Raw genomic sequence first — 24,130 nt, 5'->3', positions numbered from 1 at the left:
AAGCTTCAAATGGCAGATTCTCAGCTTAAATCCGATCGATTTACCGCACAACATATACTGACGTGTGCGAATGCCTCACGACGCGCGCCGCATTCGGACCAAGCAAATAGTCTTTCAAGTCAGGCTTATGCGCGCCGATCACGATCAAGTCCGAGCCCGCGCCTTCCGCGGTTTTGAGAATCTCCTGATAGGCGCTGCCAGTTGCCACCACATGACGGACCTTGGCGTTGCGCTCTTCCCCCAGCGTGGCGGCGCAGAGGGCGACCAGCTTTTCATGAGCCTCTTCAATCACCTTTTCGTGGTGGTGGGGCTCAAAAAAACTGCTGACAAAGCCTTCGCCATAGTCAGGTGTCACGGTCACGACATCCAGCCGCGCGCCATCCATTTCGGCCAGCGCTGCGGCGCGTTCAAGGACAGCAACATCAAGATCGCCATTGCTGATATCCACGGCGCACAGAATTGCTTGGGTCATGCGGGTTCTCCCTGTTTTGCGGCGCGGCCGCGCTGGAGGAAGGCGACAAGACCCAACAGGATCAGCGCCGGGATAAAGATCAGCTCTTTCGCGGGCTGGCTTTGCGGGGCCTGAATGCTGGTGATGCGAACGGCATCGTCAGCATAATAGTCGAACATATCCAGCTCATCCGCGACCGGCGTACCGAACATCGGCTCGTCGAGCTTGACCAGACCATCCTCTTCCAGCGTCATCAGGCCCAGAGCGTCAATGCGTGCTGTGCCGTCGGCCCCTTCCGGAATGTCCAGAACAACGGTGGTTTCGGTCATATTGCCAGTGTCAAAGTCCGGACCTGCGACCTCAATCCGCATGGTGCTGCCGGGTGCGGCCTCACCCACGGCCTGTGTCAGCTGTGCCGGTTCGATCTGCGCAAAGGGCGGTGCGATGCGGTTCATGAAGAAATCCGGACGGAACAGCGCAAAGGCGATCAGAATCAGCGCCACGCTTTCATAGATGCGGTTCTTGGTCAGGAACCAGCCCATGGTACCGGCGGTAAAGATCAGGATCGCGATGGTCGCAGAGACGGCCACAAGAATGCCCTGTACCCAGCCCACATCGATTAGCAACAGGTCAGTGTTGAAGATGAACACGAAAGGCAGTGCCACGGTGCGCAAGCTGTAGAAGAAGGCGGTGAAACCGGTCTTAATCGCATCCCCGCCCGAGACGGCGGCGGCGGCAAAGCTCGCCAGACCAACTGGCGGCGTCACATCAGCCATGATGCCGAAGTAGAACACAAACAGATGCACCGCGATCAGCGGCACGATCAAGCCGTCCTGCGCACCCAGTTCGACAACGACACCCGCCATCAGCGAGCTGACGACGATGTAGTTCGCCGTGGTCGGTAGGCCCATTCCGAGGATCAGGCTGAGAAGACCGACCAGCGCCAGCATGGCGATCAGGTTGCCACCCGACAGGAACTCGACCAGGTCAGCCATCACCTGACCCACTCCGGTCAGCGTTACGGTGCCCACGATCACACCCGCAGTGGCGGTGGCCAGCGCGATACCAATCATGTTGCGCGCGCCGTCGATCAGCCCGTTCCACAGGTCGACGACACCGGCCTTGAAGGCATTCGCTGTGTCGCTTTCGCCCCGGAAGATCGACTTGAGCGGCTTCTGCGTCAGCAGGATCACGAACAGCAGCGAAGTCGCCCAAAAGGCTGATAGGCCCGGTGATTTCTGTTCGATCATCAGGAAATAGACCAGCACGATGATCGGTAGCAGGTAATGCAGACCGGCCTTGTAGATTTCGGCAATTACCGGCAGTTCAACCTCTTTGGCATTAGGATCGTCAGGCACCAAGTCCTCTACTCCGGAAGCCAGCCAAAGCAGGATCAGATAGGCCAAAACGATCAGCGCCGACAGGACCAGACCCGACGCATCGGGCATGAGCGCGACAATCGCTTTGATCGGGTACTGGATGCCATAGCACAGCCCGGCAAAGCCCACGAAGAACAGCGCCATTCCACCGATTGTGCGCCCCATCGAAACGACGCGGTCGCCCAGCGTCGGCATGTTCCGCTTCACCGCTTCAAGGTGTACGATGTAGACGAGCGCGATGTAAGAAATCGCGGCGGGCAGGAAGGCGTGGGTGATAACCTCAACGTATGAGATGCCCACATATTCCACCATCAGGAAGGCAGCAGCGCCCATCACCGGTGGCATGATCTGGCCGTTAACGGATGAGGCGACCTCAACAGAGCCCGCTTGTTCGCTGGAAAAGCCCACACGCTTCATCAGTGGGATAGTGAAGGTGCCGGTCGTGACAACGTTCGCAATGGACGAGCCCGAGATCAGGCCGGTCGCCGCAGAACCAACAACAGCCGCTTTGGCCGGGCCACCGCGCAGGTGCCCCAGCGCGCCAAAGGCCATCTTGATAAAGTAGTTGCCCGCGCCCGCCTTATCGAGCAGCGCGCCGAACAGCACGAAGAGGAAGACGAACTTGGTTGAAACGCCCAGCGCGATGCCAAAGACGCCTTCGGACGTGATCCACATATGGCTCATCGCCTTTTGCAGGCTGGCGCCTTTCCATCGGATCACCTCGGGCACCCACTCGGAGGAACCGAAGAAGACGTAGGCCAGAAAGATCGTGGCGATGATCGCCATTGCCGGGCCAAGCGCGCGACGCGCGGCCTCGAACAACAACAGCAGGCCAACAAGGGCGAACCACTTGTCTGTGTCGTCTGCGAGACCGCCCGCATCGACGATCTTTTGGTAGAAGAAATAGCCATAGAGGGCCAGAAATGCGCCCACGATCCCCATGATCCAATCCTGAATCGGGATGTAGTTCCGCGGGCTGGATTTCAGTGCCGGATAGGCCGAAAAGGCCAGGAACATCGCAAAGGCCAGATGAATCTGGCGTGAGTTGTTCACTACACTGCCCGGCAGCAGATAATTCGATAGGGGAGAGGCCAGAACGACCTGGAACACCGACCACAAGACCGCAACGATCGCCAGAAACAGCCCGACATTACCCGCCGGATCACGCGCGCCTGCGTCTGATGAGGCAACCAGTTCCTGAAGCTCTTCTTCGGAAAGAGGGCGATTGCCCTGTGTGTCGGAACTCATGTTGGTATCTCCCTGTCCTTCGGCCTTGGTTTTTGCGGCCGTCTTGTCTCCGGTTTAGCCCGGATATGAATCGGGGCGCCCCGAAAGGCGCCCCGTGTCAGGTCTGGTTACTGAATCCAGCCTTTTTCTTTGTAGTACTTCTCAGCGCCGGGATGCAGCGGTGCCGACAGGCCGTCCGCAATCATCTCTTCTGGTTTCAGGTTGGCAAATGCCGGGTGCAGCTTTTTGAAGTCATCGAAGTTCTCGAAGACCGAGCTGACAACCGCATAAACCGCGTCTTCCGACACGTCAGCCGAAGTCACGAAGGTTGCACCAACACCAAATGTCGAGGTGTCACCATCCGAACCGCGGTACATGCCACCTGGGATGGTTGCGGTACGGTAGAAGGAGTTGTCACCAACCAGCTTGTCAACCGCGTCGCCGCTGACGTTCACCAGAACCGAGTCACAGGCGGTGGTTGCTTCCTGGATCGAACCCGAAGGGTGACCCACGGTGTAAACCATCGCATCGATCTGGTTGTCACACAGAGCAGCGGATTGTTCAGCCGCTTTCAGCTCGGTCGCCAGTTCGAAATCATCGGTGGTCCAACCCATTTCGCCCAGCAGCACTTCCATGGTGCCGCGCTGACCGGAACCGGGGTTGCCGATGTTGACGCGCTTACCCTTCAGGTCTTCGAAATTCGAGATACCCGCGTCGGCACGCGCCACAACCGTGAACGGCTCTGGGTGTACCGAGAACACGGCACGCAGGTTCTCAAACGGGCCGGCTTCTTCGAATTTCGAGCTGCCGTTGAATGCGTGGTACTGCCAGTCCGACTGTGCCACCCCAAACTCAAGCTCGCCTTCGCGAATGGTGTTGATGTTGTAAACCGACCCCCCAGTCGACTCCACCGAACACCGGACCCCGTGCTCTTTCCGGCCCTTGTTGACCAGACGGCAGATCGCGCCACCCGTCGGGTAATAGACACCCGTAACGCCGCCAGTTCCGATCGTGATAAATTCTTCAGCATATGCCGCTGGTGCCATCAGGGCCGCCGCGGCAAATGCGGTGATTGAGGTTTTCTTGAACACTTTGACACTCCTGTTGTCAGTCTTTTTTGATCTGTGGGGTGCCTGAAACCTTTCAGAACACAACAGAAAAAATCGCACTGGAATCAGGCCCCCCGATGATAAAGAGGAAAGCGAAACCAAACAGCAGGTGTCTATACGGTAGATTACGTATAGGCTTGGATTCAGATATAGGGGAAAGAGGGTAACTGATCACATTCTGTGACTGTGATACCGACCCGTGCAGAAGGTCGTTTGGACAAGAATTGAACTACGCAGGGCAACAAGAAATACGCCAGGACCACACTGAGCCAGCCCGCAGGCGAAGATCGCTGCGCGCCACGCTTGCGCTGTGTTTGGGCGGGCTGCAGTTCATCGCCATCCTTTCGGTGATCCTGTCGACCTTTGTCAGCTCGGAGAACGCGCTGTTGCGGCAATCCCGAACATCACTGAACGAAGTCAGTGTCAATGTCATCGGCCAAGTCAAAAGTTTTCTGAACCCCGCCCGGCAGGCCTTGGATGCAACTCGGCGACTTGCTGAAAATGACGTACTGGATATCAGCGATCCTGGCGTATTGGAAAGCCATTTTTTTCAGCAGCTACAGGTCGCGCCTCAACTCGCAGGGATGTATCTGGCCGATGCGACGGGCAGGTTTGTCTACGTCATGCGCGCGGAAGAGCCCGGACGTTATCGCACCAAGTTCGTTCCGCCATTCCTGCCCGGCACCGCGGAACATCCCGCCGATTTCCAATGGCGCAACGATCAGTTCACATTGCTGGAAACGGCCACTACCCAGACTGACACCTATGAGGCGCGCACCCGGCCTTGGTTCAGAATGGTGACCGAAGCCAAAGCACCGATCTGGACAGAGCCTTATATCTTCTTCACCACGCGCCAGCCGGGGATCACTTATAGTGTCCCCATATTGGACGATACCGGAGCTATCCGTGCCATTTTGGGTGTCGATATCCAGATCGACGCCCTGTCGGGATTCCTGCTGGACATCTGGTCGGAACGACGCGGTGCCGCGCTGGTTCTGAACGAAAATGGCGCGGTGCTGGCGCATCCAACGCTGGTGCTGATCCGGCAGGAAGCACATATGGAAGCGCCCGAGCTGACGCGTGTGGACCAAATCGCAGACCCCATCGCACAAAAGGCGTTCGGAGATGTCGTGCAAACCGGTCTGAGCGACACGGAAGGACCGGTTCATACCGATTTCCAGCTGAACGGTCAGGACTATGTGGCGATGCTGATCGAGGTGTCCGAGCCGGGGCTGCGTTGGTTGATCGGGCTTTATGCGGCCGAGGACAACTTTATTGGCGAGATCAAGAAGAACCGGACGCAAGGCGTCTGGATCGCGCTTGCCATTGCCATTCTGACCGGCGCAATTGGTTTGGCCATGGCCGACCGGATCTATGCCCCTGTGCGCACCTTTGCCAGCCAGAGCCAGCAATTGCGCAGCGGAGAGATCACCACCGAAGAAGGCCTGCACAGCCCCTATCGCGAGCTGGAAGATACCGGCGCGGCTCTGACACAGGAAGTTCGACAACGGCAACGGTTCGAAACCGCCTATGGCCGCACCTTCGATCTGGCCTCGCGCGGGATGGCGCAGATCTCACCCGAAACGGGGCGTTTTCTGCGGACCAACGAACAGCTGTGCGATATCATGGGATATCAGCCGGATGAATTGGAGAAGATGACGCTGGCCGACATCCTGCCGGAAGATGAACAGCAGATCGCGGTCAAGTTCCGCGAAACCTTGCTGCAGGATTCCGAGTTCATCGCCGAAAACCAGTTTATCCGAAAAGATGGATCCCCCATCTGGTTGCGGGTCAATGCCATCCTCATCCGCGATGAAAGCGGGACCCCTGATCATGCGGTTGCCATTATCGACAACGTCAGCGATCGGAAGCAGGCCGAGGATGAAGTAAGCCGCCTCAGCCGCGATCTGTCCCATGTGGCACGGGTCAACCTGATGGGAGAAATGGCCTCAGGGCTGGCGCATGAGCTGAACCAACCGCTAAGCGCGATTTCCTATAATGTCGACGCCGCAAAGATCACGCTGGATGAAATCGGCGATCCCGATCCTGAGGTGATAGAAATCCTTTCGGATATCGACCGCCAGTCGCGCCGTGCGGGCGACATCATCCGCGCCCTGCGTGATGTGGTGCGTAAGGATCGCGGACGTCAGACTCCGTTTGAACTGAACGGGTTGATCCGGCAAACCGTCAGCCTGATGGACGCCGAGGCGAAGTTACACGAGATCAAGCTGCTTTATGAAGAAACCGACCTTCCTCTTGTCATCGGAAACCGGACGCAGATCGCTCAGGTTCTGGTTAACCTGTTGCGCAACGCGATCGACGCCTTGGCCCTGGATCCGGATGGCAAGGGTAAAATCACCATCACTACAAAGACTAGCGATGAACTGGTCGAGGTGCGGGTTGAGGATAACGGGCCCGGGATTAGCGATGGTGTCACCTTGTTCAACTCGTTTGACACCCAGAAGACCGACGGGATGGGGCTGGGCCTGTCCATTTGTCGGACCATCGTCAAAGCCAATGACGGAGCCATTTGGTACGAGCCTACTGAGACGTCCGGGGCGCGCTTCTGTTTCACCCTGCAGCGCCGCGATCAGCCCAAGGAGGATCACGCATGACCTTTGAGCCGCTGGTCGTCTATATCGTCGATGACGATGAAGATGTGCGCGTCGCCTTATCTCGGTCGCTCAGCAAACGCGGACTACGGGTCGAGCATTTTGCCGATGCGCAGACATTTCTGAATCAGGTGCATGAGGACGCAAAAGGTTGCCTGATCCTGGACTATGGCATGCCCGGCATGGACGGGCTGGAATTGCAGGAACATCTGAACCGGCGCGAGTCGACCATACCGGTCATTTTCATCTCGGGTCACGGCGGCATTCCGGAATCCGTGCGGGCCACCAAGGCGGGTGCAATTGATTTTCTGGAAAAACCCTTTGACCTGCAGGTGCTGATCGAACGGATACAGGCCGCGTTTGAAATAGGCGACCGTCTGCGCGCCGAGAAATCGCGACGTCAGATGCTTGCGGATAAGCGCAGACTTTTGACCGACCGCGAGGAGCAGGTCCTGCAACATATTCTGACCCACCCCGCGCGCACGTCGAGCAAGGAGATCGCAACTGCCTTGGGTATCAGCCCCCGCACGGTAGAAATTCATCGCGGGCGCATCCAGCAGAAGGTCGGCGTGAAAACCACGATAGAGCTGTATGAACTGTTCGGGCAGATGCAATGATCGCAAGCCTGATGATGTATGCCCGCCCTCAGCTTGATGAGGCACATCTGCGATACTGGAACCTCATCCGTGACAATCTGAACCGCGCCGGGATCGAGAGCCCTGAGCATCTGTCGCAGGACGCCGAGGAATTCTCGGTCTGGCAGCACCCGGAACTGGTGCTCAGCCAGACTTGCGGCATGCCGTACCGGACATGGCTGCACGATAAGGTCGCGTTGGTTGGCACGCCAGACTATGGTCTCGACGGGTGTCCGCCCGGCTATTACCGCAGTGCTCTGGTCGTGCGCGCCGATGATCCACGCACAAATCTGATGGCGTTTCGGGAAGCGGTGTTCGCTTACAACCAGACCTTTTCGCAATCTGGCTACGCCGCGCCTTATTGGCATCTTGAGCCGCATGGCTTCTGGTTCAAGCACCGTGTGCAAACCGAAGGTCACCTGAAGTCGGCGCATGCCGTTGCGGAAGGTCACGCCGATATCGCCGCCCTTGATGCGGTTTCTTGGCGATTGATGGCTGAGTATGAAGAGTTTGCCGCATCTCTGCGGGTGTTAGAGTGGACGGACCCGACGCCTAGCCTGCCATTGATCACTGCGGAGGGTAACGATCAGCAAGCGATTTTTACAGCGGTTGAACGGGCGATTGCGCAGTTGGATGATGCGGATCGTACTGCCTTGGGGATCAAAGGTCTCGTGAGGATTCCGGCCGAACGTTATCTGGACGTGCAGAACCCGCCGGGATCGGTTTAGTCGTCTTGTGTGCCGGTGTCGCCGACGACAGCCGATAGCACATAATGGCTTTGGTCGCCCTTAATCAGAATCGGTGGGCCGGGTTGTTTAAGCTGCGGAACGACGCTTTCAACGCCGAGACCGCGCGTTAGGTCTGTCGCGCGACTTCCTCCGTGACCGGCTCGGCCTTTCCCTCGATCATGTCCTCTTCGACCGGCTCTTCAAGTGACTCTTCAGCACTTTCTTCAGGTTCCTCTGCCTCTTCAGCCTCTGATTGATCCTCAAGCGCGCCAACGATCAGAGGCAGCATGTGCACACCCGTCGCACTAGCAATCTCGGGCGTCTGAGGCGTCTGCCAGCTGAGCGTATCGAAGCTGCCGCAGTTCTGGCACACCGGTCCCCATTCAGGCTGAATGTCGTGGCAATTGGTGCAGACCCATTGCGGCCCGCGCGGTGCGTTCAACGCCTTGGCCAGCCAACCCTGAACCACCGCGTCCGAGGCGCCCTCGCCCCGTTCAATCGCAGCCATCAGCGTGTAGGCCCGTGCATCCCCCTGCTTTTCGACAACATCACCCAGCGCGCGTCGCGCTTCGGGGAAGTCTTCGGCTACGATGTTCAGCTCGGCCAAAATCAGGCGTGTTTCCATATTCTCTGAATGAATGCGGGTCAAAGCGGTGAACCGCTTGATCCGCTGTTCAGGTGTTTCGTCTGGCACAATCTCGGCAAAGGCATGGGCCAGATCGGGGTGAGGCTGTACTTCCCACGCCTTTTTCAGAATCTTGGTGGCTGCACGCGGTTTGCCCTTTTCGATATAGGCGCGCGCGGCCATGGCGGCTGCTGGGACAAGATCGGGTGAAAGGCGGTTTGCCTCAATCGCATGTTCCTGCTGTTCGACCGTCGCCGTGTCGTCCAGCAGCACTTTGGCCTCGGACAAAGCCAGGACTGCGTCGCGCCGTTTGAACACGTCGCGCGGCAAATACCCGGCCTTCAGCTTCGAGGTCAACGTGGACCGCGCACCGGCCCAATCCTGCGCTTTGGTCTGCAGGTTCAACAGCACATCCTGCGTTTCTTCATGCCGGGGTTTGAGGGCTAGAGCCTTCTCGGCCAGCTTGCGCGCGGTTTCATCATCGCCTTCGGCCAGCTTTTGCTTCATGATCCCGCGCACACCGACAAATCGCGTGGCGTTGTTGGTGACCAGCTTCTTGTAAGTCTCGGACGCTTTCTTGGTATCACCGGTCATCTCGGCTGCCTGCGCCACCAGCAAATTGGTCAGTTCCGGATTGTTCAGCAGCTTCTCGGCCTTATTGGCCTTGGTCATCGCCACGCGCCCCTCACCCGAGGCCAGCGCCATCAACCCGTCCGCCAGCGCCTGATATCCTCGCTTTTCCCGACTGCGATCGAAATAACGTGAAAGGGCGGTTTCATCACCGTTTAGGAATTTCAGCGTGGCGATCAGCAGCGTAAGCAGCTTGAAGAACAACCAGACCGCAAACACCAGCACGCCCAGCGCGATCACTGATTGCAGCGGGCCCAGTGTGTATTCGGTGCCTGCGACGGTGATCTGCACGCCGCCGGATGATTCCATCAAGAACCCAGCACCCATGGCCAGCAGGCCGATAATCGCAACAAAAACAAGGATCTTTAACAATGACCACAGCATGGCAGGTCCTTCAGTTCGAGTTCAGGCTTGAAGCAAGCGTGTTTGCGGCCTCGACGGCAGAGGCCCGTGTCTGCGCCGCCTGCTCCCAATCCGCCAATGCGGTTTGTGCCGCTTCGGGCAGGGATTTCAATTCGGTCAGCGCCTTTGAGACATCACCATCTGCCAACGCTGCCTGAGCACGCGACAGGACCGCGTCCGGATCGTCGCCCTCTTGCGGGGTCACCGACCGCGCGCCTGTCTGGCGCTGCAAGAAAGCAACCAAGCCTGTGCCTTTATCGGCATCACGGGCATCCGCCAGTGCGGCGCGGGCTGCGGGGGCAAACGAGCTGCGCAGCGCCGAAAGCGTCTCAACTCCGTCCTTCGAAGACGCAGCCAAGGCATCGGGTACATCGACACCACCGGCTTTCAGTTCAGAGACCAAATCTTCATAGGGTTGACCGGCATCCAATTGACCATGCAAACGCGACAGGATGGCAGCGTTGGTCGCCGCGCGCGCCTCGGCCGAAGCTTTAGCCTCTAAAGCCTGCGCGTCTGAGACCATCTTTTCCACTTCGCTACGCTGAGCGGCCAGAGAATCCTGTAGTTTCTTCAATTCTGCCTCGAACGCGGCTGTGGCCTCGGGCGAGACATTTGCTTCAAGCGGCTGCTTCTCAAGCGCGGTCAGGCGTTCCTCAAGCGGGTCGACCTTACCGGTCAGGCCATCAACACTGCTCTTCACGGCAGTCAGATCGCTTTCGACCGGAGCAAGCTTATCCGACAACGCCTTGATCTGATCTGACAAGCCCGAGACATCGGGGCCTTCAGCAAGAGTTTTTGTCAGTTGGGCAATCTGATCGGATTGTTCCGCCAGCTTCGACTCGAGCGCGGAAATTGCGTCCGAGCTATCTGCTCCTTGAGACAATAACCCGCTGTTGCCTGCAGCAAATCCGAGGCCTGCAGCAATAACCCCGCCCAACAAAGCCGGAACAAACCCACCGCGTTTTTCGACTGTGCGTTCGATCAGCTTTTCTTCGGTCGGCTCGGCCCTGTTCAGGGCTTCGGCTTCGGCTTCGGCTTCGGCTTCGGCTTCGGCTTCGGCTTCGGCTTCGGCTTCGGAAGTCAATTCGTCCGCAGCGTTATCCGCGTCAACGGATTTCTCATCCGACACTGCATCACTTTCGGTCTCGGCGGCTTCTACCACCTCTTCGACGCTGGGGTCTTCGACCGGTTCCTGATCGGGTTTCTTCTTATCAGCCACCGCGTTAATCCCCTTATCGATTCCCAAAACACATGAACAACAGACTAACCCAAGTTAATCTGCACCCGGCGCGCTCTCAACCCGCATCACGTGTTTCACGAGTTTTTTCACGGCTTTCTGCATTTTGTCCGGGGTCGGTTCATCCGCGATCTTCAGCCGCTCGAAACTCAGTGTTTTAAGGGGTTCCGCTGTGGCTTCGCTGATCGCGGCCAGCCACAGAGGCGCGGATCCGGCCCAGACATCGGCAAATTGTCGCGCTGTGCGGGGCGAAAATAGCGGGGCGATGATGGGCTGATCACCCTCGGCGGCGTGGGAAGCCTCATCACTCAGCGGCAAAAGCTGTTGCCGATAAATCGGCTGTTCGCGGGTGGTCAGCCCGGATTCAGTCAAACGCGCGGCCACGTTGCCACGGCTGTGTTCTCCGCGCAGATGTAGCAGCGGGCTGTTTGGCTTGAGTTTCAGCAGATTGGCCACCAGCCCTTCGGCCGTCGCACCCAGCATCTGAGCATCCCACCCTGCTGCCTGCGCTGCCTGCGTGGTCACCGAACCAACGCAATAGGCGGGCAGGCTGCGTTCCACATTCAATACGGCGGCGGCGTTCACGCCATTTGCCGAGGAAAAGATCAGTCCAGCAGAATCATCGGACTCAACCATGACACCCAGCGGTTCGATCTTTAACAAGGGTGAATGGATAACCGCGACTTGCGGCCGAATGTGGTCCGGCAGTTGCGCAACGAACCTGTCCGAGGCGGCGCGAGGGCGGGTCATCAACAAATACAACGGTCGGCGCCTTCGGCCTTGGGATTGTTTGCATCCGCGCGGGGTGATACCCCGCTTGGCAATCATGATGCAACGGATCAGGCCTATGGTGCAAACACTTACCGTCCTTGGACTGGAAAGCAGCTGCGACGATACCGCAGCCGCCGTTGTGCGGCAGGGCACAGGCGTAGGGGCCGAGATCCTGTCATCCGTGGTGCATGGCCAGACTGAGTTGCACAGCGCCTATGGTGGCGTTGTGCCTGAGATCGCAGCGCGTGCGCATGCGGAAAAGCTGGATATTTGCATCAAGCAGGCTCTAACACACGCCGAAATTGGCTTAGATGATCTGGACGCTATCGCTGTCACCGCCGGTCCCGGCTTAATTGGCGGCGTAATATCCGGCGTGATGTGCGCAAAGGGCCTAAGCGCAGCAACCGGGTTGCCGCTAATCGGGGTGAACCATTTGGCCGGGCACGCGCTGACACCAAGACTGACCGACGAGATTGCCTTTCCCTACCTGATGCTGCTGGTCTCGGGTGGTCACTGCCAATATCTGATCGCTCATGGACCGGAACAGTTCACCCGCCTTGGGGGGACGATCGACGATGCCCCCGGAGAAGCCTTTGACAAGACCGCCCGTCTGCTGGGCCTACCCCAGCCCGGCGGCCCCTCAGTCGAGGCTGAGGCGCGCGCGGGTGATGCCAAACGTTTCCGCTTTCCCCGGCCCCTTCTGGATCGCCCCGGATGTGACCTGTCTTTTTCGGGACTCAAGACCGCGCTGATGCGGATGCGGGATAAGGTCGTAGCCGAAAAAGGGGGGCTGACCCGACAAGATCGCGCTGATCTGTGCGCCGGTTTTCAGCGGGCTATTGTTGATACCTTGGCTGAGAAAACCCGCCGCGCGATTGCCCAGTATCTTGAGACATCACCGTCAGAACCGGTTATTGCCGTTGCCGGAGGTGTCGCAGCAAATTCCGCTATTCGCTCAGCATTAGAGACTGTTTCTGCGGAAATGGGCGCCCGATTTACTGCCCCTCCGCTGGCTTTGTGCACTGATAATGCCGCAATGATCGCCTATGCGGGTATGGAACGATTCCGCACCGGTGCACGAGATGGGTTGGACCTGACGGCGCGGCCCCGCTGGCCCTTGGATCAAACCAGCCCTGCAATGCTGGGTAGCGGCAAAAAAGGGGCCAAGGCATGAGCGTGACCGTCCTTGGTTCTGGCGCATTTGGAACCGCTCTGGCGATATCTTTGGCGGGCAATGGGCCTGTAACTCTCTGGTCACGAGATGTCGAGCAAGCAGCGCAGATGCAGCACGGGCGCGAGAACCCGCGACGATTGCCTGGCGTTACATTGCCCGCCAGTGTTTCAGTGACAGCTGAATTAGAACAAGCGGCGCAATCCGATGTGTTGTTACTGGCCGTCCCAATGCAAAAGCTGCGCGATGCGTTGACGCAATATACCGGCGAACTGGGTGGCAAGGTTTTGGTGGCTTGCTGCAAGGGGATCGAACTGTCCACGGGGCTGGGTCCCGTTGCAGTCATCCGTCAAACCGTTCCGGACGCACTACCGGCCTTGCTGACTGGCCCCAGCTTTGCCGATGATATCGCGCGCGGTTTGCCTACGGCGTTGACGCTGGCTTGTGATGATGCCGAACTGGGTGAAGCGCTTCAGCAAGAGCTGACAACTGCCAATCTGCGTCTTTATCGTACCGCCGATACCGTCGGAGCAGAGCTAGGTGGAGCGCTAAAGAATGTGATGGCTATTGGTTGCGGCGCGGCCATTGGTGCCGGGCTTGGCGACAGCGCCCGCGCTGCGTTGATCACACGCGGATTTTCTGAGATGCAGCGCTTTGCCGCCCAGCGCGGGGCACGGCCCGATACGCTGATGGGGTTATCGGGGCTGGGTGATCTGGTGCTGACCTGCTCATCCGAATTGTCGCGAAACTATCGTTTTGGCCTTTGTTTGGGTCTAAACAAGCCATTTGACACCACGACAACCGTCGAAGGTGTCGCCACTGCGCAGGCCATGTCCGAAATCGCAGCGAGCGAAGGGTTAGACATGCCCATCAGCGCAACGGTGGCGAAACTCAGCAGCGGTGCCTACAGTGTCACCGACGCGATTCAGGCCCTGCTGGGTCGCCCACTTAAGGAGGAATAATATGCTCATCGCCCTGATCGCCCGGGATAAAGCTGGTGCCCTACAGACCCGGCTGGACAACCGCACCGCCCATCTGGCTTACATTGAAGAAACCGGTGTTGTGGCGCAGGCCGGGCCGTTACTGGACGGCGATGCGATGATCGGATCGCTGGTCATTCTGGATGTCGAGAATCTGGCCGCCGCTGAGGCCTGGGCCTCAAATGACCCCTACGCGCTGGCCGGCCTGTTCGACTCGGTTGAATTGATCCCGTGGAAAAAGGTCATCGGCTGATGGCGTATTGGCTGTTCAAATCCGAACCCTCGACCTGGAGCTGGGATCAGCAGGTCGGCAAGGGGGACGCGGGCGAGGAATGGGATGGGGTGCGCAACTATCAAGCCCGCAATTTCATGCGTCAGATGCAGATTGGCGATCGTGGGTTTTTCTACCACTCGCAAAAGGACAAGGCGATTGTCGGCATTGTCGAGGTCTGCGCCGAGGCCCATCCCGACAGCACAACCGATGATGAGCGTTGGGAATGCGTGGATATCAAAGCCGTCCGGTCTTTCACAGTTCCGGTCAAACTAGATCAGATCAAGGCGGATGAGCGGTTGGGTGAAATGGTTCTGGTCAAGAATTCACGCCTGTCAGTGCAGCCGGTCAGCGATACAGAATGGCAGTTGATCTGCGCTTTGGGCGAGACTGAGGCGGATTGAATGAAAAGGGAAGGCCCTGACGACTTCAGAACCTTCCCTACCCCGCGTGCTCCCAAGCTCACCACACGCATACGGAAATCTATTGGCTCTGACCGTCCTGGTCATATCCTGACCTTAGCCGATTTCAGAACCGCGCTTCAAACGCCAAGTATTTAGAGTTTCAATCAAATACAAAACACCCGCCGGTAAGACCGACGGGTGCTGAAAAGGTTCTTGGCTGGATCAGCTATAGACCGATTCTTTGCCGAAATGCTTGGTCAGCATGTAATAAACGACAGCGCGGTACTTGTTACGCTCGGACATGCCATAGGTCTCCATGGCCTTGTTGATCCCTTCCATCAGTTCGGGACCATCCGACAGGCCCAGCTTTTTGATGAGGAAGTTGTTCTTGACCGTCTCAAGCTCGCCTTCCTGGCTGGCCGCCACTGTCGACGCATCCGCGTCATAGATCGCCGGACCGCAACCGATGGTGACCTTGGTCAGCAGGTCCATATCGGGGTCCATCCCGCATTTGCCTTTTAGATCTTCAGCGTATTTGGCGATCAATTCGTCGCGTTTGCCCATGTCCCAATCTCCTTAATCCATTGTCACGGAACTTTTTACCGATGCACGAGAGACTAGCCTTGTCGGCGGAATTCCCAAAAGGGAAAAATCACAAGGTTTCCCCCTAGGCTGAACTTCGCGGGACTCGGTGATTTGATTTTTTCAGATTTATTATTTAACATTTTTGTTAATTATGATTCTCGGAGGTCCCCATGCCCGTAACGTTGCCGAATGAAACCACCGAATATCGGTCAGCTCGTAATGCACTTCTATCCGCCGAGCGGGACCTGAGAGCAAAGGTTGAAGAGGTCGCGGCCTTGCGCCGTTCTCTTCCAACCGGAGGCAAAACCCCTAACGATTATGCGTTCCGAGATCTGGCAGGCGAGGGTGCGCCTATGTCGTCGCTGTTTGGCGATAAGGATACGCTGATTATCTATTCGCTGATGTACGGACCCGACGCGGAACGCCCCTGCCCTATGTGTTCGGCGTTTCTGGATGGGCTGAACTCTCAGATCCACCATCTCATACAGAACGCCTCGGTTGCCGTAGTGGCGCAGAATACGCCCGAAAAACTCTCGGCGCTCAAGGATGAGATGGGTTGGAATGCGCTGCCGCTCTACTCAGCATTAGGGACGAATTACCAACGTGACTATCTGGCCGAGACCGACGGGGGTGATCAGCTTCCCATCCTGAATGTCTTTCAACAGCTCCCTGATGGCATTCATCACTTCTGGAGTTCCGAGCTGTTCTTTGAACCCAGCGACTGGCATCCCCGGCATGTGGATGCAGCTTGGCCTTTGTGGAATGTGCTGGATTTCACACCACAGGGCCGCGGCGATTTTATCCCACCTCTACGCTGAGGTACTATCGGCAGTAGCCCCAGCCGGGCCCCTGCAGGTGGAAGTGATCGGCATGTAAGCGGTTGTAATCAGGGCCAAGCACCACGCGGAACCAGTCACAGGCTCCGCGCCAAATCTGGCGCAGAAAATCGGCCTCGGGCCCGTCAGCGTCCCAGTCAGCCAGCAGGTTCAAGCTGCGCCCGTCCGAGAGATCCATTCCGACGATGTCGATCGCGTCCGCAGTGGCGTGACTGCTCCAACCATTGTCTTGTCCTTGCGCGGTGCGCATCCGCCGGCAGTTATAGCTACCGATCTGGCGCAATCTGCTGACGGAAGTCCCCAGTAGTTGCTGCGCAGCGGGTTGCACAACATGGTGTTCCCACATGACAAGCCGCAAAGTTGTGGCACACCGGGTCTCGACTGCAGTGACGCGGGCGTTCACCAGACCGAACAACCGGCCGCGTCCCTCGATTCCGCAATTCTGGTCCACCACCAGATCGTCCAGCGGATCAAACCGAGCTCCAGCCTCGGCCAAGGCTGCACGGCATAAAGCGTCATCCGCCAGTGCGCGGTTCAACTGGTAAGGGGTGACCGGGGTGACCGGGGCCGTCACGGTCAGATCACGCAGCGGGTTCCAGTGCGGGGGTACAGGCGTATTGGGATGGGCAAGCAGCCACCAAACGCCGCCGCCCAACACGGTCAACAGCGTTAAGAGGCCAAAAAGAAAAGACGCCGCCGAAAGCAGGATTCGGCGGCGTCCAGAAGCTTTGGTCATGCGTCTTTCGCACTTAGTAGCGGTAGTGTTCCGGCTTATAGGGGCCTTCGGGTTTCACGCCGATATAGGCCGCCTGATCGCTGTCCATCTGGGTCAGCTTCACGCCGATCCGGTCCAGATGAAGACGGGCAACTTTTTCGTCCAGATGCTTGGGCAGGATGTAAACTTCGTTCTTGTATTCATCGCCTTTGGTGAACAGCTCGATCTGGGCCAGAACTTGGTTGGTGAAAGAGGCCGACATCACGAACGAGGGGTGACCGGTGGCGTTGCCGAGGTTCAGCAGGCGGCCTTCGGACAGCAGGATAATGCGGTTGCCCGAGGGCATCTCGATCATGTCCACCTGTTCTTTGATGTTGGTCCACTTGTGGTTCTTCAGGCTGGCCACCTGAATTTCGTTGTCGAAGTGACCGATGTTACCGACGATGGCCATGTCCTTCATCTCGCGCATGTGCTCGATACGGATCACGTCCTTGTTGCCGGTGGTGGTGATGAAGATATCGGCGTTTGCGACTTCGTCTTCCAGAAGGGTGACTTCGAACCCGTCCATGGCCGCTTGCAGCGCGCAAATCGGGTCGACCTCAGTCACTTTCACGCGGGCGCCTGCGCCACGCAGCGAAGCCGCCGAGCCTTTGCCCACGTCACCATAGCCGCAGACCACGGCAACCTTACCGGCCATCATGGTGTCGGTGGCGCGGCGAATACCGTCAACCAGCGATTCCTTGCAGCCGTATTTGTTGTCGAATTTCGACTTGGTGACCGAGTCGTTCACGTTGATCGCCGGGAACGGCAGGTGGCCGTCTTTCACCAGCTGATACAGGCGGTTTACACCGGTGGTGGTTTCTTCAGAGACGCCTTGGATCTGGTCGCGCATTTTGGTGAACCAGCCAGGAGACGCGGCCATGCGCTTGACGATCTGCTTCTTGATCACCTCTTCTTCTTCCGAACCGGGAACGGGGATAATGTCCTCTCCTGCCTCGGCACGTGCACCCAGCAGGATGTACAGCGTCGCGTCGCCGCCATCGTCCAGGATCATGTTGGGGCCTTCGTCGAACAGGAAGGATTTGTCCAGGTAATCCCAATGCTCTTCCAGCGTCTGGCCCTTGATGGCAAAAACGGGAATACCAGCCTCGGCAATCGCCGCCGCCGCGTGGTCCTGCGTTGAGAAGATGTTGCACGACGCCCAGCGCACATCAGCACCCAGCGCCACCAGTGTTTCGATCAGAACGGCGGTCTGGATGGTCATATGCAGTGAACCGACGATCCGCGCGCCTTTCAGCGGCTTGCTTTCGCCATATTCGGCGCGCAGGGACATCAGCCCCGGCATTTCCGTTTCAGCGATATTCAGCTCTTTGCGGCCAAACTCGGCCATTGAAATGTCTTTAACGATATAGTCCCCGGCCATCAGGTACTCCACTCCGGCAATTCACAGTCCGAAGTGCCACTAGCATCCCTTGCGGGATGAGGCAATGAAGATGGCCGGAAACAGGAAGTCTGGTGACAAAATATCAGCTTGGCGTACCCTCTGCCTTGATTTTGGGGATCGCTTCAAAAAAATCAGTGCCAACGGCGACAATACAACTCATGCCGTTCGCCTGGGTCACCAAAACGGTATAACTTCCCGTTTCCTTCGAGGTCCAAACCTCCATGACCGTCTGCCCGCCACGTGATTTCTGAAGACCGCCAAAGGTTAATTCCTCGGAGTAATTGTCTTGCAGTTTGGTAATCACGTGCTCGCGCTCTGCGCAGTTCTGGGCAAAGGCGGGTGGCGCGGTTGCGGCCATTCCGAAGGTCAGGGTTATTGCAAACAAACGCTTGAACATAGCAAGCTCCTTTCGATACGAGTTTCGTTTCGAGAGGGCGCAACTGGGAGGAGTCAGCACCCCCCTCAGTCCTTGATGTCGGGATCGTATCGCGCAGGTTCAAAGCACGAATGCTCAAGAAATTGTTGGCAGCATGTGATCCAGACAGATACATCATACCACAAGAACGCGAATTGAACGTGTCCCAGTTCACAAGGCATGGTAAAATGGCAACACAACCCAGAGCGTGGCAAAGAATGCTGTCGGGACGGCGGCTGGATTTGCTGGACCCGACGCCCGTGGATATCGAGATCGAAGATATCGCGCACGGGCTGGCCTTTGTGGCGCGGTGGAACGGTCAGACCAACGGGGATTTTGCCTATTCCGTGGCCGAACATTCCTTGCTGGTGGAAGAGCTCTTTGGCCGCATCGCACCAAATGCACCGACGAAATGGCGGTTGGCGGCACTGTTACACGATGCCCCCGAATATGTGATTGGTGACATGATCTCTCCGGTGAAATCCGCCGTTGGCCCGGATTATGGTGATTTAGACGACCGGCTGGCTGCTGCGATTCATATACGTTTCGGGTTGCCCGCCGTGGTACCAAAAACAGTGAAACGCCAGATCAAGAAGGCGGACAAGATCAGCGCCTGGATGGAGGCGACGCAGATCGCAGGTTTTTCTGATACCGAAGCATCAAAGTTCTTTGGTCGTCCGGACAAGGCAATATTAGAGGGGTTGCAGATCAAACTGCGTCCCCCGATTGAGGTGCGGCAGGCCTATACCGCGCGGCATCAGGAATTGTTGGGCAGCATTTAGGTCGCCAATAGATCAGCAGCTCGGCCTATGCTAATTTTCCGCTAAAACAAGACCATAATCGGACGCAGGTTCAGATGAGCGACGCAGACAGCCAGATACCGGTCACGAACGCGCAGATGGAATATGCCAACGCGTGTTTACGTGAAGCGTACAATCTGACAGGCCGAGGGCGGGTGCGCAATCTGATCCGAAAGTCACTGCTGCCACAGTTGATCGCCTACCGGGGTATTCGAATCCACCTGCACCCTTATGACAATTTCAGCGAATTCTCTCTTTGGCAGAAGGGCCGGTCCCCGGAAGAGCTTGAGCTGAATTGGCTGAAAGACAGTTTTGCGGGGAAGACTCTCAAGGTTTTGGATATCGGGGCAAATTTTGGTCTGTATTCACTTTTCTTGTCGTCAATTCTTAGCCCGGACTCCCGGATTCATGCGTTTGAGCCTAATCCGACACTGGCCGAACGCCTCAGCAATAATTGCTCTCTGAACGGATTTGGCAACGTGGAGCTGAACACTTTCGCGATCGCGGGCGAAACTGGTGAGGCGACACTTATCATAGAAAAGCGGGGCGACACGGCCACCAATCTTGGTCAGGCGCGCTTGGCAAACGACCCAGCGTATCTGGAGCTATCAAAATACGATACGATTGAGGTGCAGACCCGAACACTGCTTGAGCTTACACATCTGCATGATGCCGATTTTGCCAAGCTTGATGTTGAAGGGCACGAGCCGAACATTCTTATGCCTTTTCTTGAAAGCGCAGTAGATGCAGCGCTTCCCCAATATCTACAGCTGGAAACCGTGAATCTTGGTGATAGCGCCGAACGCCTGTTTGCCTCACTTTCCGATCGTGGCTATGAAAATGCCTTTCAAACTCAACGTAATATCATCTTCAGAAGATAGGCCGTGCAAGGGAGAACCGCGATCATGATCAAACCCACTCAGGCCAAGCCGATATGAAGGTCGGGCTGTTCTCCTGCGCCAAGGATGAAGGGCCGTTTATACTTGAGTGGATCGCGTATCATCTGCTGGTCGGGTTTGATCCTATTCTGATTTACACCAATGACTCGACAGACGGCACCGCCGAGCTGCTTGATGCGCTGGATAAAAACGGGGTTATTTCCCATGTTCTGCAAGATCTGAAACCCGGGCAAGTACCACAGCATACAGCGGCGGAAACGGCCTATGCGCATCCTTCGCTTAACGATGCCGATTGGCTGATGTGGCTTGATAGCGATGAGTTTCTTTTCTGTGCAAACGATGAAAATCAGGTCGCAGGTCTCGTCGAACGCTGTTCCGGTTTCGCCGAGGGCATCGCCGTGAATTGGTTGATCTTCGGAAATGGGGGCAACGACAAGTGGGAACCGGGGCTGGTCACGCAACGATTCCTAAAGCGTGCCGATACAGATCATAATTTGCATCGCTACTTCAAAACGCTTTTTCGAAAGTCTGATAAAATACGGGGGTTTGGCCTGCACCGGCCCTACTTGCGACCGGACTTTCGAAACGATGGATCGCAATTTGTAAATGCTGCGGGCCTGCCGATGCACGAACACATGTATCGTTCGGGATTGCGACGAAGACATGCGCTGGGTGCCGCGCCCGAGCATCTGTCTACACACGATTGGGCTGCTGTCATTCACTACCCGGTGAAAACGCGAGACAGTTTCGCGCTCAAGCGGCAGCGCGGGCAAGGCACGAAAGCGACAGATGCACCCAACCGGTCCAGCCGGTTTCGTGAAAGGTATTGGAACAAGTACAATCAGAACAGCGTCGTGGATGATCGAATGCTGGCGATGGGTGGCAAGCTACAGGCAAAGGTTGATGAGTTGCTGTTATTGCCTAAAGTTGGGTGCGCGCGCTCTGCCTGCCTTAAGAATTACGCGCTGAGGCTCCAAACTCAGGCTCAACCCGCGCCCTGAAAGTCGTTTGGAACGGCCCGGGAAAACACACTATTGAGTTTAAGGGTCTACCTTGGGCTACGCTTCGCCAGAATCCGCTGCAACGTCCGGCGGTGCATGTTCAACCGGCGCGCGGTTTCCGAGACGTTCCGGTCGCACAGCTCATAAACGCGCTGGATATGTTCCCAGCGGACGCGGTCGGCGCTCATGGGGTTTTCCGGCGGCGGGGGCAGTTCGTCGCCCTTGGCCAACAGAGCGTTGGTGATGTCAGTGGCGTCGGCGGGTTTGGACAGATAGTCGGTTGCACCAATTTTGACCGCCGCAACGGCGGTGGCGATGGCGCCATAACCGGTTAGAACCACAACCCGGCTGTCGGGGCGTTTTTCGCGCAGCACTTCAACCACGTCCAGCCCATTGCCATCTTCAAGTCGCAGATCAACCACGGCATAGGCAGGTGGGCGGGCTGTGGAAATGGCGCGGCCTGCGGCGACGGAACCCGCGGTTTCAACCTCGAATCCGCGTTTTTCCATGGCCTTGGCCAGACGTCTCAGAAACGGCTCGTCATCATCTACCAGCAGCAGCGATTTGTCGGGGCCGATTTCAAGCTGGGAACTGTCTGCCATATGTGGGTCTTTCCGCTATTTCATGCCTCTTGGCTTAAACATGAGTAATAGCAGCGCCATTCCAAAGGTCAAACCGACTGTTGAGGATCAGGCCTGATCAAGAAAGCAGCCAATCTTGTCCGCCATCTGCTCGGCCGTTTCATCGCGTTTGAAAAATTCCAGAAACCCGTCCTCGGGCGTCATCAGATAGGTAAAGGTCGAGTGGTCGACCAAATAATACTCATCGCTTTTGTCTTGGGCCTTGTAATAGGTCTTGTACGCCTTGCTGGCCGCCTTGATCTGCTCGGGCGATCCGGTCAGGCCAATCACGCGTTCATGCAGGTTGAATGCGAAATCGCCCACAACCTCGGGGGTATCGCGATCCGGGTCTATCGAGATGAACAACGGCGTCACCGACTGACCGCGCTCTGCCAGCAAATCGATCGTGTCGACATTGCGCGACATGTCAAAGGGGCAAACATCCGGGCAGAAGGTATAACCGAAGTAGACAAGCGTGGGCTCGGTGATCACATCCTTGTCGGTTACCGTCTCACCATTGGCGTTAAGCAGTTCGAACGGTCCGCCGATCGCCGCGCTCCCGCCCGCAATCTGAGACGAGCGGCACTGCGCGTATTTGTCATCTGAGCCACCCCGCGTCAGCAGCCACATGGCGCCAAGACCAATTGCAAGAACAACAGTTGCGAGAATAGCATAAAGACGAACCATGGCGCGTATCCTGATACGAAAGGGGATGTTGATCGATTCTGCCGGGACACCTATCAACATGTCGGACCGACGCAATAGGACATAATCGACAGATGACGAATTCCAACACCAGTCTTTGGCGTGGGCAGGAGCGCAGTACCTGGATCAGGCTGCGCACGCTGATCCTGCTGCGATGGGTCGCCATTATCGGCCAGTTTACGGCCATCACGGTTGCACAGAAATATTACGACGTTCAGCTTGAGCTGGCATTGTGTTATTTCGTCATCGGCATTTCGGTGATGGGTAACCTCACGGCCATTCTGTTGTTTCCCGAAAACAAGCGCTTGTCGGAATTCGAGAACTTCCTGATGGTGCTGTTCGATCTGCTGCAGCTGTCGATCCTTTTGTATCTGACGGGGGGGCTAAACAACCCGTTTGCGCTGCTGTTGCTGGGTCCGGTGACGATTTCTGCAAATGTAATGAGCACCCGCTCGACCCTGATCATCGGCAGCGTTGCGGTGATCCTGACCACGTTGCTGGCGCAATTCCACCTCCCGCTGAGAACCAATCTGGGGTTGGTGCTGGATATCCCCGATATTTTGCTGTTCGGAAACTGGGCGGCGATTATCATCGCCATCGTTTTCATCGGCGCCTATTCGCACCGCATCAGTTCCGAAGTTCAATCGATGTCCGAAGCGCTCTCGGCCACCCATATGGCGCTGGCGCGCGAGCAAAAGCTGACTGATCTTGGTGGTGTGGTGGCCGCCGCCGCGCATGAGTTGGGTACGCCGCTGGCTACAATCAAGCTGGCCAGTTCAGAACTGATCGAAGAGCTGGACGACCGGCCTGAGCTGATGGAGGACGCAGCCTTGATCCGCGAACAGGCTGACCGCTGCCGCGACATCCTGCGCGATATGGGCCGAGCTGGGAAAGATGACTTGCACCTGCGTCAGGCGCCTCTGTCCACCGTGATCCATGAAGCGGCAGAGCCACATATCAATCGTGGTAAAGTGGTGCATTTCGACGAAGGACCAGTTGAGGATGGCGATGTGCAGCAGCCCTCAATCCTGCGCAAGCCCGAGATCATTCACGGGCTGCGCAACCTGATCCAGAACGCAGTGGATTTCGCCCAGTCGACGGTCTGGGTCGAAGCTGAATGGACCTCTGACCGGATCAGCGTTTCGATCATGGATGATGGGCGCGGCTATCCCTCTCACATCATTGGTCGGATTGGTGACCCATTCATGCGCCGCCGCCGCGCCGATCGCAGTAGTCGGCCGGAATACGAAGGCATGGGGCTGGGTCTGTTCATCGCCAAAACCCTGCTGGAACGCAGCGGTGCCGAACTGAGCTTCGCCAATGGCGCGGACCCTTATCAGACCCTGACTAACCAACCGGACCGCAGGGGGGCGATCGTCAATGTCGTTTGGCCGCGCAAGCTGATCGACGCGCAAACCGGGGACACTCCTGTTCCCTCGGGCGCCAACCAACCGTTCCAGATCTGAGTTAAGACCCCG

24 protein-coding genes are annotated in these 24,130 nt (G+C 57.3%); 12 read left to right on the top strand and 12 right to left on the bottom strand.

Features of this window, described 5'->3' with window-relative positions; all coding sequences use genetic code 11:
* Positions 1 to 40: 40 nt before the first annotated feature.
* The 3 genes from ACR0AY_RS15485 to ACR0AY_RS15475 form a co-directional block, all read right to left on the bottom strand.
* Positions 41 to 472: a universal stress protein gene (locus tag ACR0AY_RS15485; RefSeq protein WP_170397943.1), complete on the bottom strand. Its 432-nt coding sequence runs from the start codon at positions 470 to 472 to the stop codon at positions 41 to 43.
* Positions 469 to 3,078: a TRAP transporter permease gene (locus tag ACR0AY_RS15480; RefSeq protein WP_170514255.1), complete on the bottom strand. Its 2,610-nt coding sequence runs from the start codon at positions 3,076 to 3,078 to the stop codon at positions 469 to 471. Before ACR0AY_RS15480 ends, ACR0AY_RS15485 begins: the two co-directional genes overlap by 4 nt.
* A gap of 107 nt (positions 3,079 to 3,185) precedes the next feature.
* Complete coding sequence (locus tag ACR0AY_RS15475; protein ID WP_170397937.1) at positions 3,186 to 4,148, bottom strand: TAXI family TRAP transporter solute-binding subunit; 963 nt, start codon at positions 4,146 to 4,148, stop codon at positions 3,186 to 3,188.
* Positions 4,149 to 4,390: 242 nt separating this feature from the next.
* Between ACR0AY_RS15475 and ACR0AY_RS15470 the strand changes: the two genes are divergently transcribed.
* Genes ACR0AY_RS15470 through ACR0AY_RS15460 form a run of 3 tightly spaced genes read left to right on the top strand, consistent with a single transcriptional unit; the run spans position 4,391 to position 8,141 of the window.
* Entirely contained in the window at positions 4,391 to 6,781 is a 2,391-nt protein-coding gene (locus ACR0AY_RS15470) for an ATP-binding protein (protein WP_170425407.1), read from the top strand.
* Positions 6,778 to 7,395, top strand: coding sequence for a response regulator transcription factor (locus tag ACR0AY_RS15465; protein WP_170397932.1), 618 nt, complete (start codon positions 6,778 to 6,780; stop codon positions 7,393 to 7,395). Before ACR0AY_RS15470 ends, ACR0AY_RS15465 begins: the two co-directional genes overlap by 4 nt.
* Positions 7,392 to 8,141, top strand: a complete 750-nt coding sequence (locus ACR0AY_RS15460) for a PhnD/SsuA/transferrin family substrate-binding protein (RefSeq protein ID WP_170397929.1) — start codon at positions 7,392 to 7,394, stop codon at positions 8,139 to 8,141. The genes ACR0AY_RS15465 and ACR0AY_RS15460 overlap by 4 nt, the downstream gene beginning before the upstream one ends.
* Positions 8,142 to 8,268: 127 nt before the next feature.
* Here ACR0AY_RS15460 and ACR0AY_RS15455 read toward each other — a convergent pair whose 3' ends face one another.
* The 3 genes from ACR0AY_RS15455 to ACR0AY_RS15445 are packed head-to-tail and all read right to left on the bottom strand — an operon-like array spanning position 8,269 to position 11,785.
* Positions 8,269 to 9,780, bottom strand: a complete 1,512-nt coding sequence (locus ACR0AY_RS15455; RefSeq protein WP_170513508.1) for a heme biosynthesis protein HemY — start codon at positions 9,778 to 9,780, stop codon at positions 8,269 to 8,271.
* Positions 9,781 to 9,790: 10 nt separating this feature from the next.
* Positions 9,791 to 11,017 (bottom strand): hypothetical protein, encoded by a 1,227-nt coding sequence (locus tag ACR0AY_RS15450; protein WP_170664107.1) that lies wholly within the window; start codon positions 11,015 to 11,017, stop codon positions 9,791 to 9,793.
* A 54-nt stretch (positions 11,018 to 11,071) separates the two neighbouring features.
* Positions 11,072 to 11,785, bottom strand: a complete 714-nt coding sequence (locus ACR0AY_RS15445) for a uroporphyrinogen-III synthase (protein WP_170514248.1) — start codon at positions 11,783 to 11,785, stop codon at positions 11,072 to 11,074.
* A 97-nt stretch (positions 11,786 to 11,882) separates the two neighbouring features.
* On the opposite strand from ACR0AY_RS15445, the gene tsaD reads away from it, so the two are divergent.
* The 4 genes from tsaD to ACR0AY_RS15425 are packed head-to-tail and all read left to right on the top strand — an operon-like array spanning position 11,883 to position 14,632.
* Positions 11,883 to 12,980: a tRNA (adenosine(37)-N6)-threonylcarbamoyltransferase complex transferase subunit TsaD gene (gene tsaD / locus ACR0AY_RS15440; protein ID WP_170514246.1), complete on the top strand. Its 1,098-nt coding sequence runs from the start codon at positions 11,883 to 11,885 to the stop codon at positions 12,978 to 12,980.
* Positions 12,977 to 13,939, top strand: coding sequence for an NAD(P)H-dependent glycerol-3-phosphate dehydrogenase (locus ACR0AY_RS15435; RefSeq protein ID WP_170514243.1), 963 nt, complete (start codon positions 12,977 to 12,979; stop codon positions 13,937 to 13,939). The genes tsaD and ACR0AY_RS15435 overlap by 4 nt, the downstream gene beginning before the upstream one ends.
* Position 13,940: 1 nt before the next feature.
* Positions 13,941 to 14,210 (top strand): YciI family protein, encoded by a 270-nt coding sequence (locus ACR0AY_RS15430; RefSeq protein ID WP_170514240.1) that lies wholly within the window; start codon positions 13,941 to 13,943, stop codon positions 14,208 to 14,210.
* Entirely contained in the window at positions 14,210 to 14,632 is a 423-nt protein-coding gene (locus ACR0AY_RS15425; protein WP_170514237.1) for an EVE domain-containing protein, read from the top strand. Before ACR0AY_RS15430 ends, ACR0AY_RS15425 begins: the two co-directional genes overlap by 1 nt.
* A 222-nt stretch (positions 14,633 to 14,854) precedes the next feature.
* Here ACR0AY_RS15425 and ACR0AY_RS15420 read toward each other — a convergent pair whose 3' ends face one another.
* Positions 14,855 to 15,196: a DUF2853 family protein gene (locus ACR0AY_RS15420; RefSeq protein WP_170397892.1), complete on the bottom strand. Its 342-nt coding sequence runs from the start codon at positions 15,194 to 15,196 to the stop codon at positions 14,855 to 14,857.
* A 191-nt stretch (positions 15,197 to 15,387) separates the two neighbouring features.
* On the opposite strand from ACR0AY_RS15420, the gene ACR0AY_RS15415 reads away from it, so the two are divergent.
* Positions 15,388 to 16,035, top strand: coding sequence for a DUF899 family protein (locus tag ACR0AY_RS15415; protein ID WP_170514234.1), 648 nt, complete (start codon positions 15,388 to 15,390; stop codon positions 16,033 to 16,035).
* Positions 16,036 to 16,039: 4 nt separating this feature from the next.
* Here ACR0AY_RS15415 and ACR0AY_RS15410 read toward each other — a convergent pair whose 3' ends face one another.
* The 3 genes from ACR0AY_RS15410 to ACR0AY_RS15400 form a co-directional block, all read right to left on the bottom strand.
* Positions 16,040 to 16,789, bottom strand: a complete 750-nt coding sequence (locus ACR0AY_RS15410) for an extensin family protein (RefSeq protein WP_170514231.1) — start codon at positions 16,787 to 16,789, stop codon at positions 16,040 to 16,042.
* Positions 16,790 to 16,802: 13 nt separating this feature from the next.
* Entirely contained in the window at positions 16,803 to 18,191 is a 1,389-nt protein-coding gene (gene ahcY / locus ACR0AY_RS15405) for an adenosylhomocysteinase (RefSeq protein ID WP_170514228.1), read from the bottom strand.
* A gap of 103 nt (positions 18,192 to 18,294) precedes the next feature.
* Complete coding sequence (locus ACR0AY_RS15400; protein WP_170397881.1) at positions 18,295 to 18,609, bottom strand: hypothetical protein; 315 nt, start codon at positions 18,607 to 18,609, stop codon at positions 18,295 to 18,297.
* Between the two features lie 206 nt (positions 18,610 to 18,815).
* On the opposite strand from ACR0AY_RS15400, the gene ACR0AY_RS15395 reads away from it, so the two are divergent.
* The 3 genes from ACR0AY_RS15395 to ACR0AY_RS15385 all read left to right on the top strand — a co-directional run bounded on the left by ACR0AY_RS15395 (position 18,816) and on the right by ACR0AY_RS15385 (position 21,327).
* The gene (locus tag ACR0AY_RS15395) at positions 18,816 to 19,409 is read left to right on the top strand and encodes an HD domain-containing protein (protein WP_170397878.1); all 594 of its coding nucleotides are present in this window, start codon (positions 18,816 to 18,818) and stop codon (positions 19,407 to 19,409) included.
* Between the two features lie 74 nt (positions 19,410 to 19,483).
* Positions 19,484 to 20,308, top strand: a complete 825-nt coding sequence (locus ACR0AY_RS15390) for an FkbM family methyltransferase (RefSeq protein WP_170514225.1) — start codon at positions 19,484 to 19,486, stop codon at positions 20,306 to 20,308.
* 53 nt (positions 20,309 to 20,361) lie between these two features.
* A complete protein-coding gene (locus ACR0AY_RS15385; protein WP_170514222.1) occupies positions 20,362 to 21,327 on the top strand; it encodes a glycosyltransferase family 2 protein in 966 nt (321 codons plus the stop codon).
* Between the two features lie 47 nt (positions 21,328 to 21,374).
* Here the strand turns inward: ACR0AY_RS15385 and ACR0AY_RS15380 are convergent, their stop codons facing one another.
* On the bottom strand, positions 21,375 to 21,929 hold the full coding sequence (locus ACR0AY_RS15380; RefSeq protein WP_039542641.1) for an ActR/PrrA/RegA family redox response regulator transcription factor: 555 nt from the start codon (positions 21,927 to 21,929) through the stop codon (positions 21,375 to 21,377).
* Between the two features lie 87 nt (positions 21,930 to 22,016).
* Positions 22,017 to 22,634: an SCO family protein gene (locus ACR0AY_RS15375; protein WP_170514218.1), complete on the bottom strand. Its 618-nt coding sequence runs from the start codon at positions 22,632 to 22,634 to the stop codon at positions 22,017 to 22,019.
* A 92-nt stretch (positions 22,635 to 22,726) separates the two neighbouring features.
* Here ACR0AY_RS15375 and regB point away from each other — a divergent pair, with 92 nt between their 5' ends.
* Positions 22,727 to 24,118, top strand: coding sequence for a sensor histidine kinase RegB (gene regB / locus ACR0AY_RS15370; protein WP_170514215.1), 1,392 nt, complete (start codon positions 22,727 to 22,729; stop codon positions 24,116 to 24,118).
* Positions 24,119 to 24,130: the final 12 nt, after the last annotated feature.

The organism is Ruegeria sp. A5 (assembly GCF_056543005.1).
The sequence above is the reverse complement of the archived record's forward strand: the minus strand, read 5'-3'. Positions and strand labels throughout refer to the sequence as shown.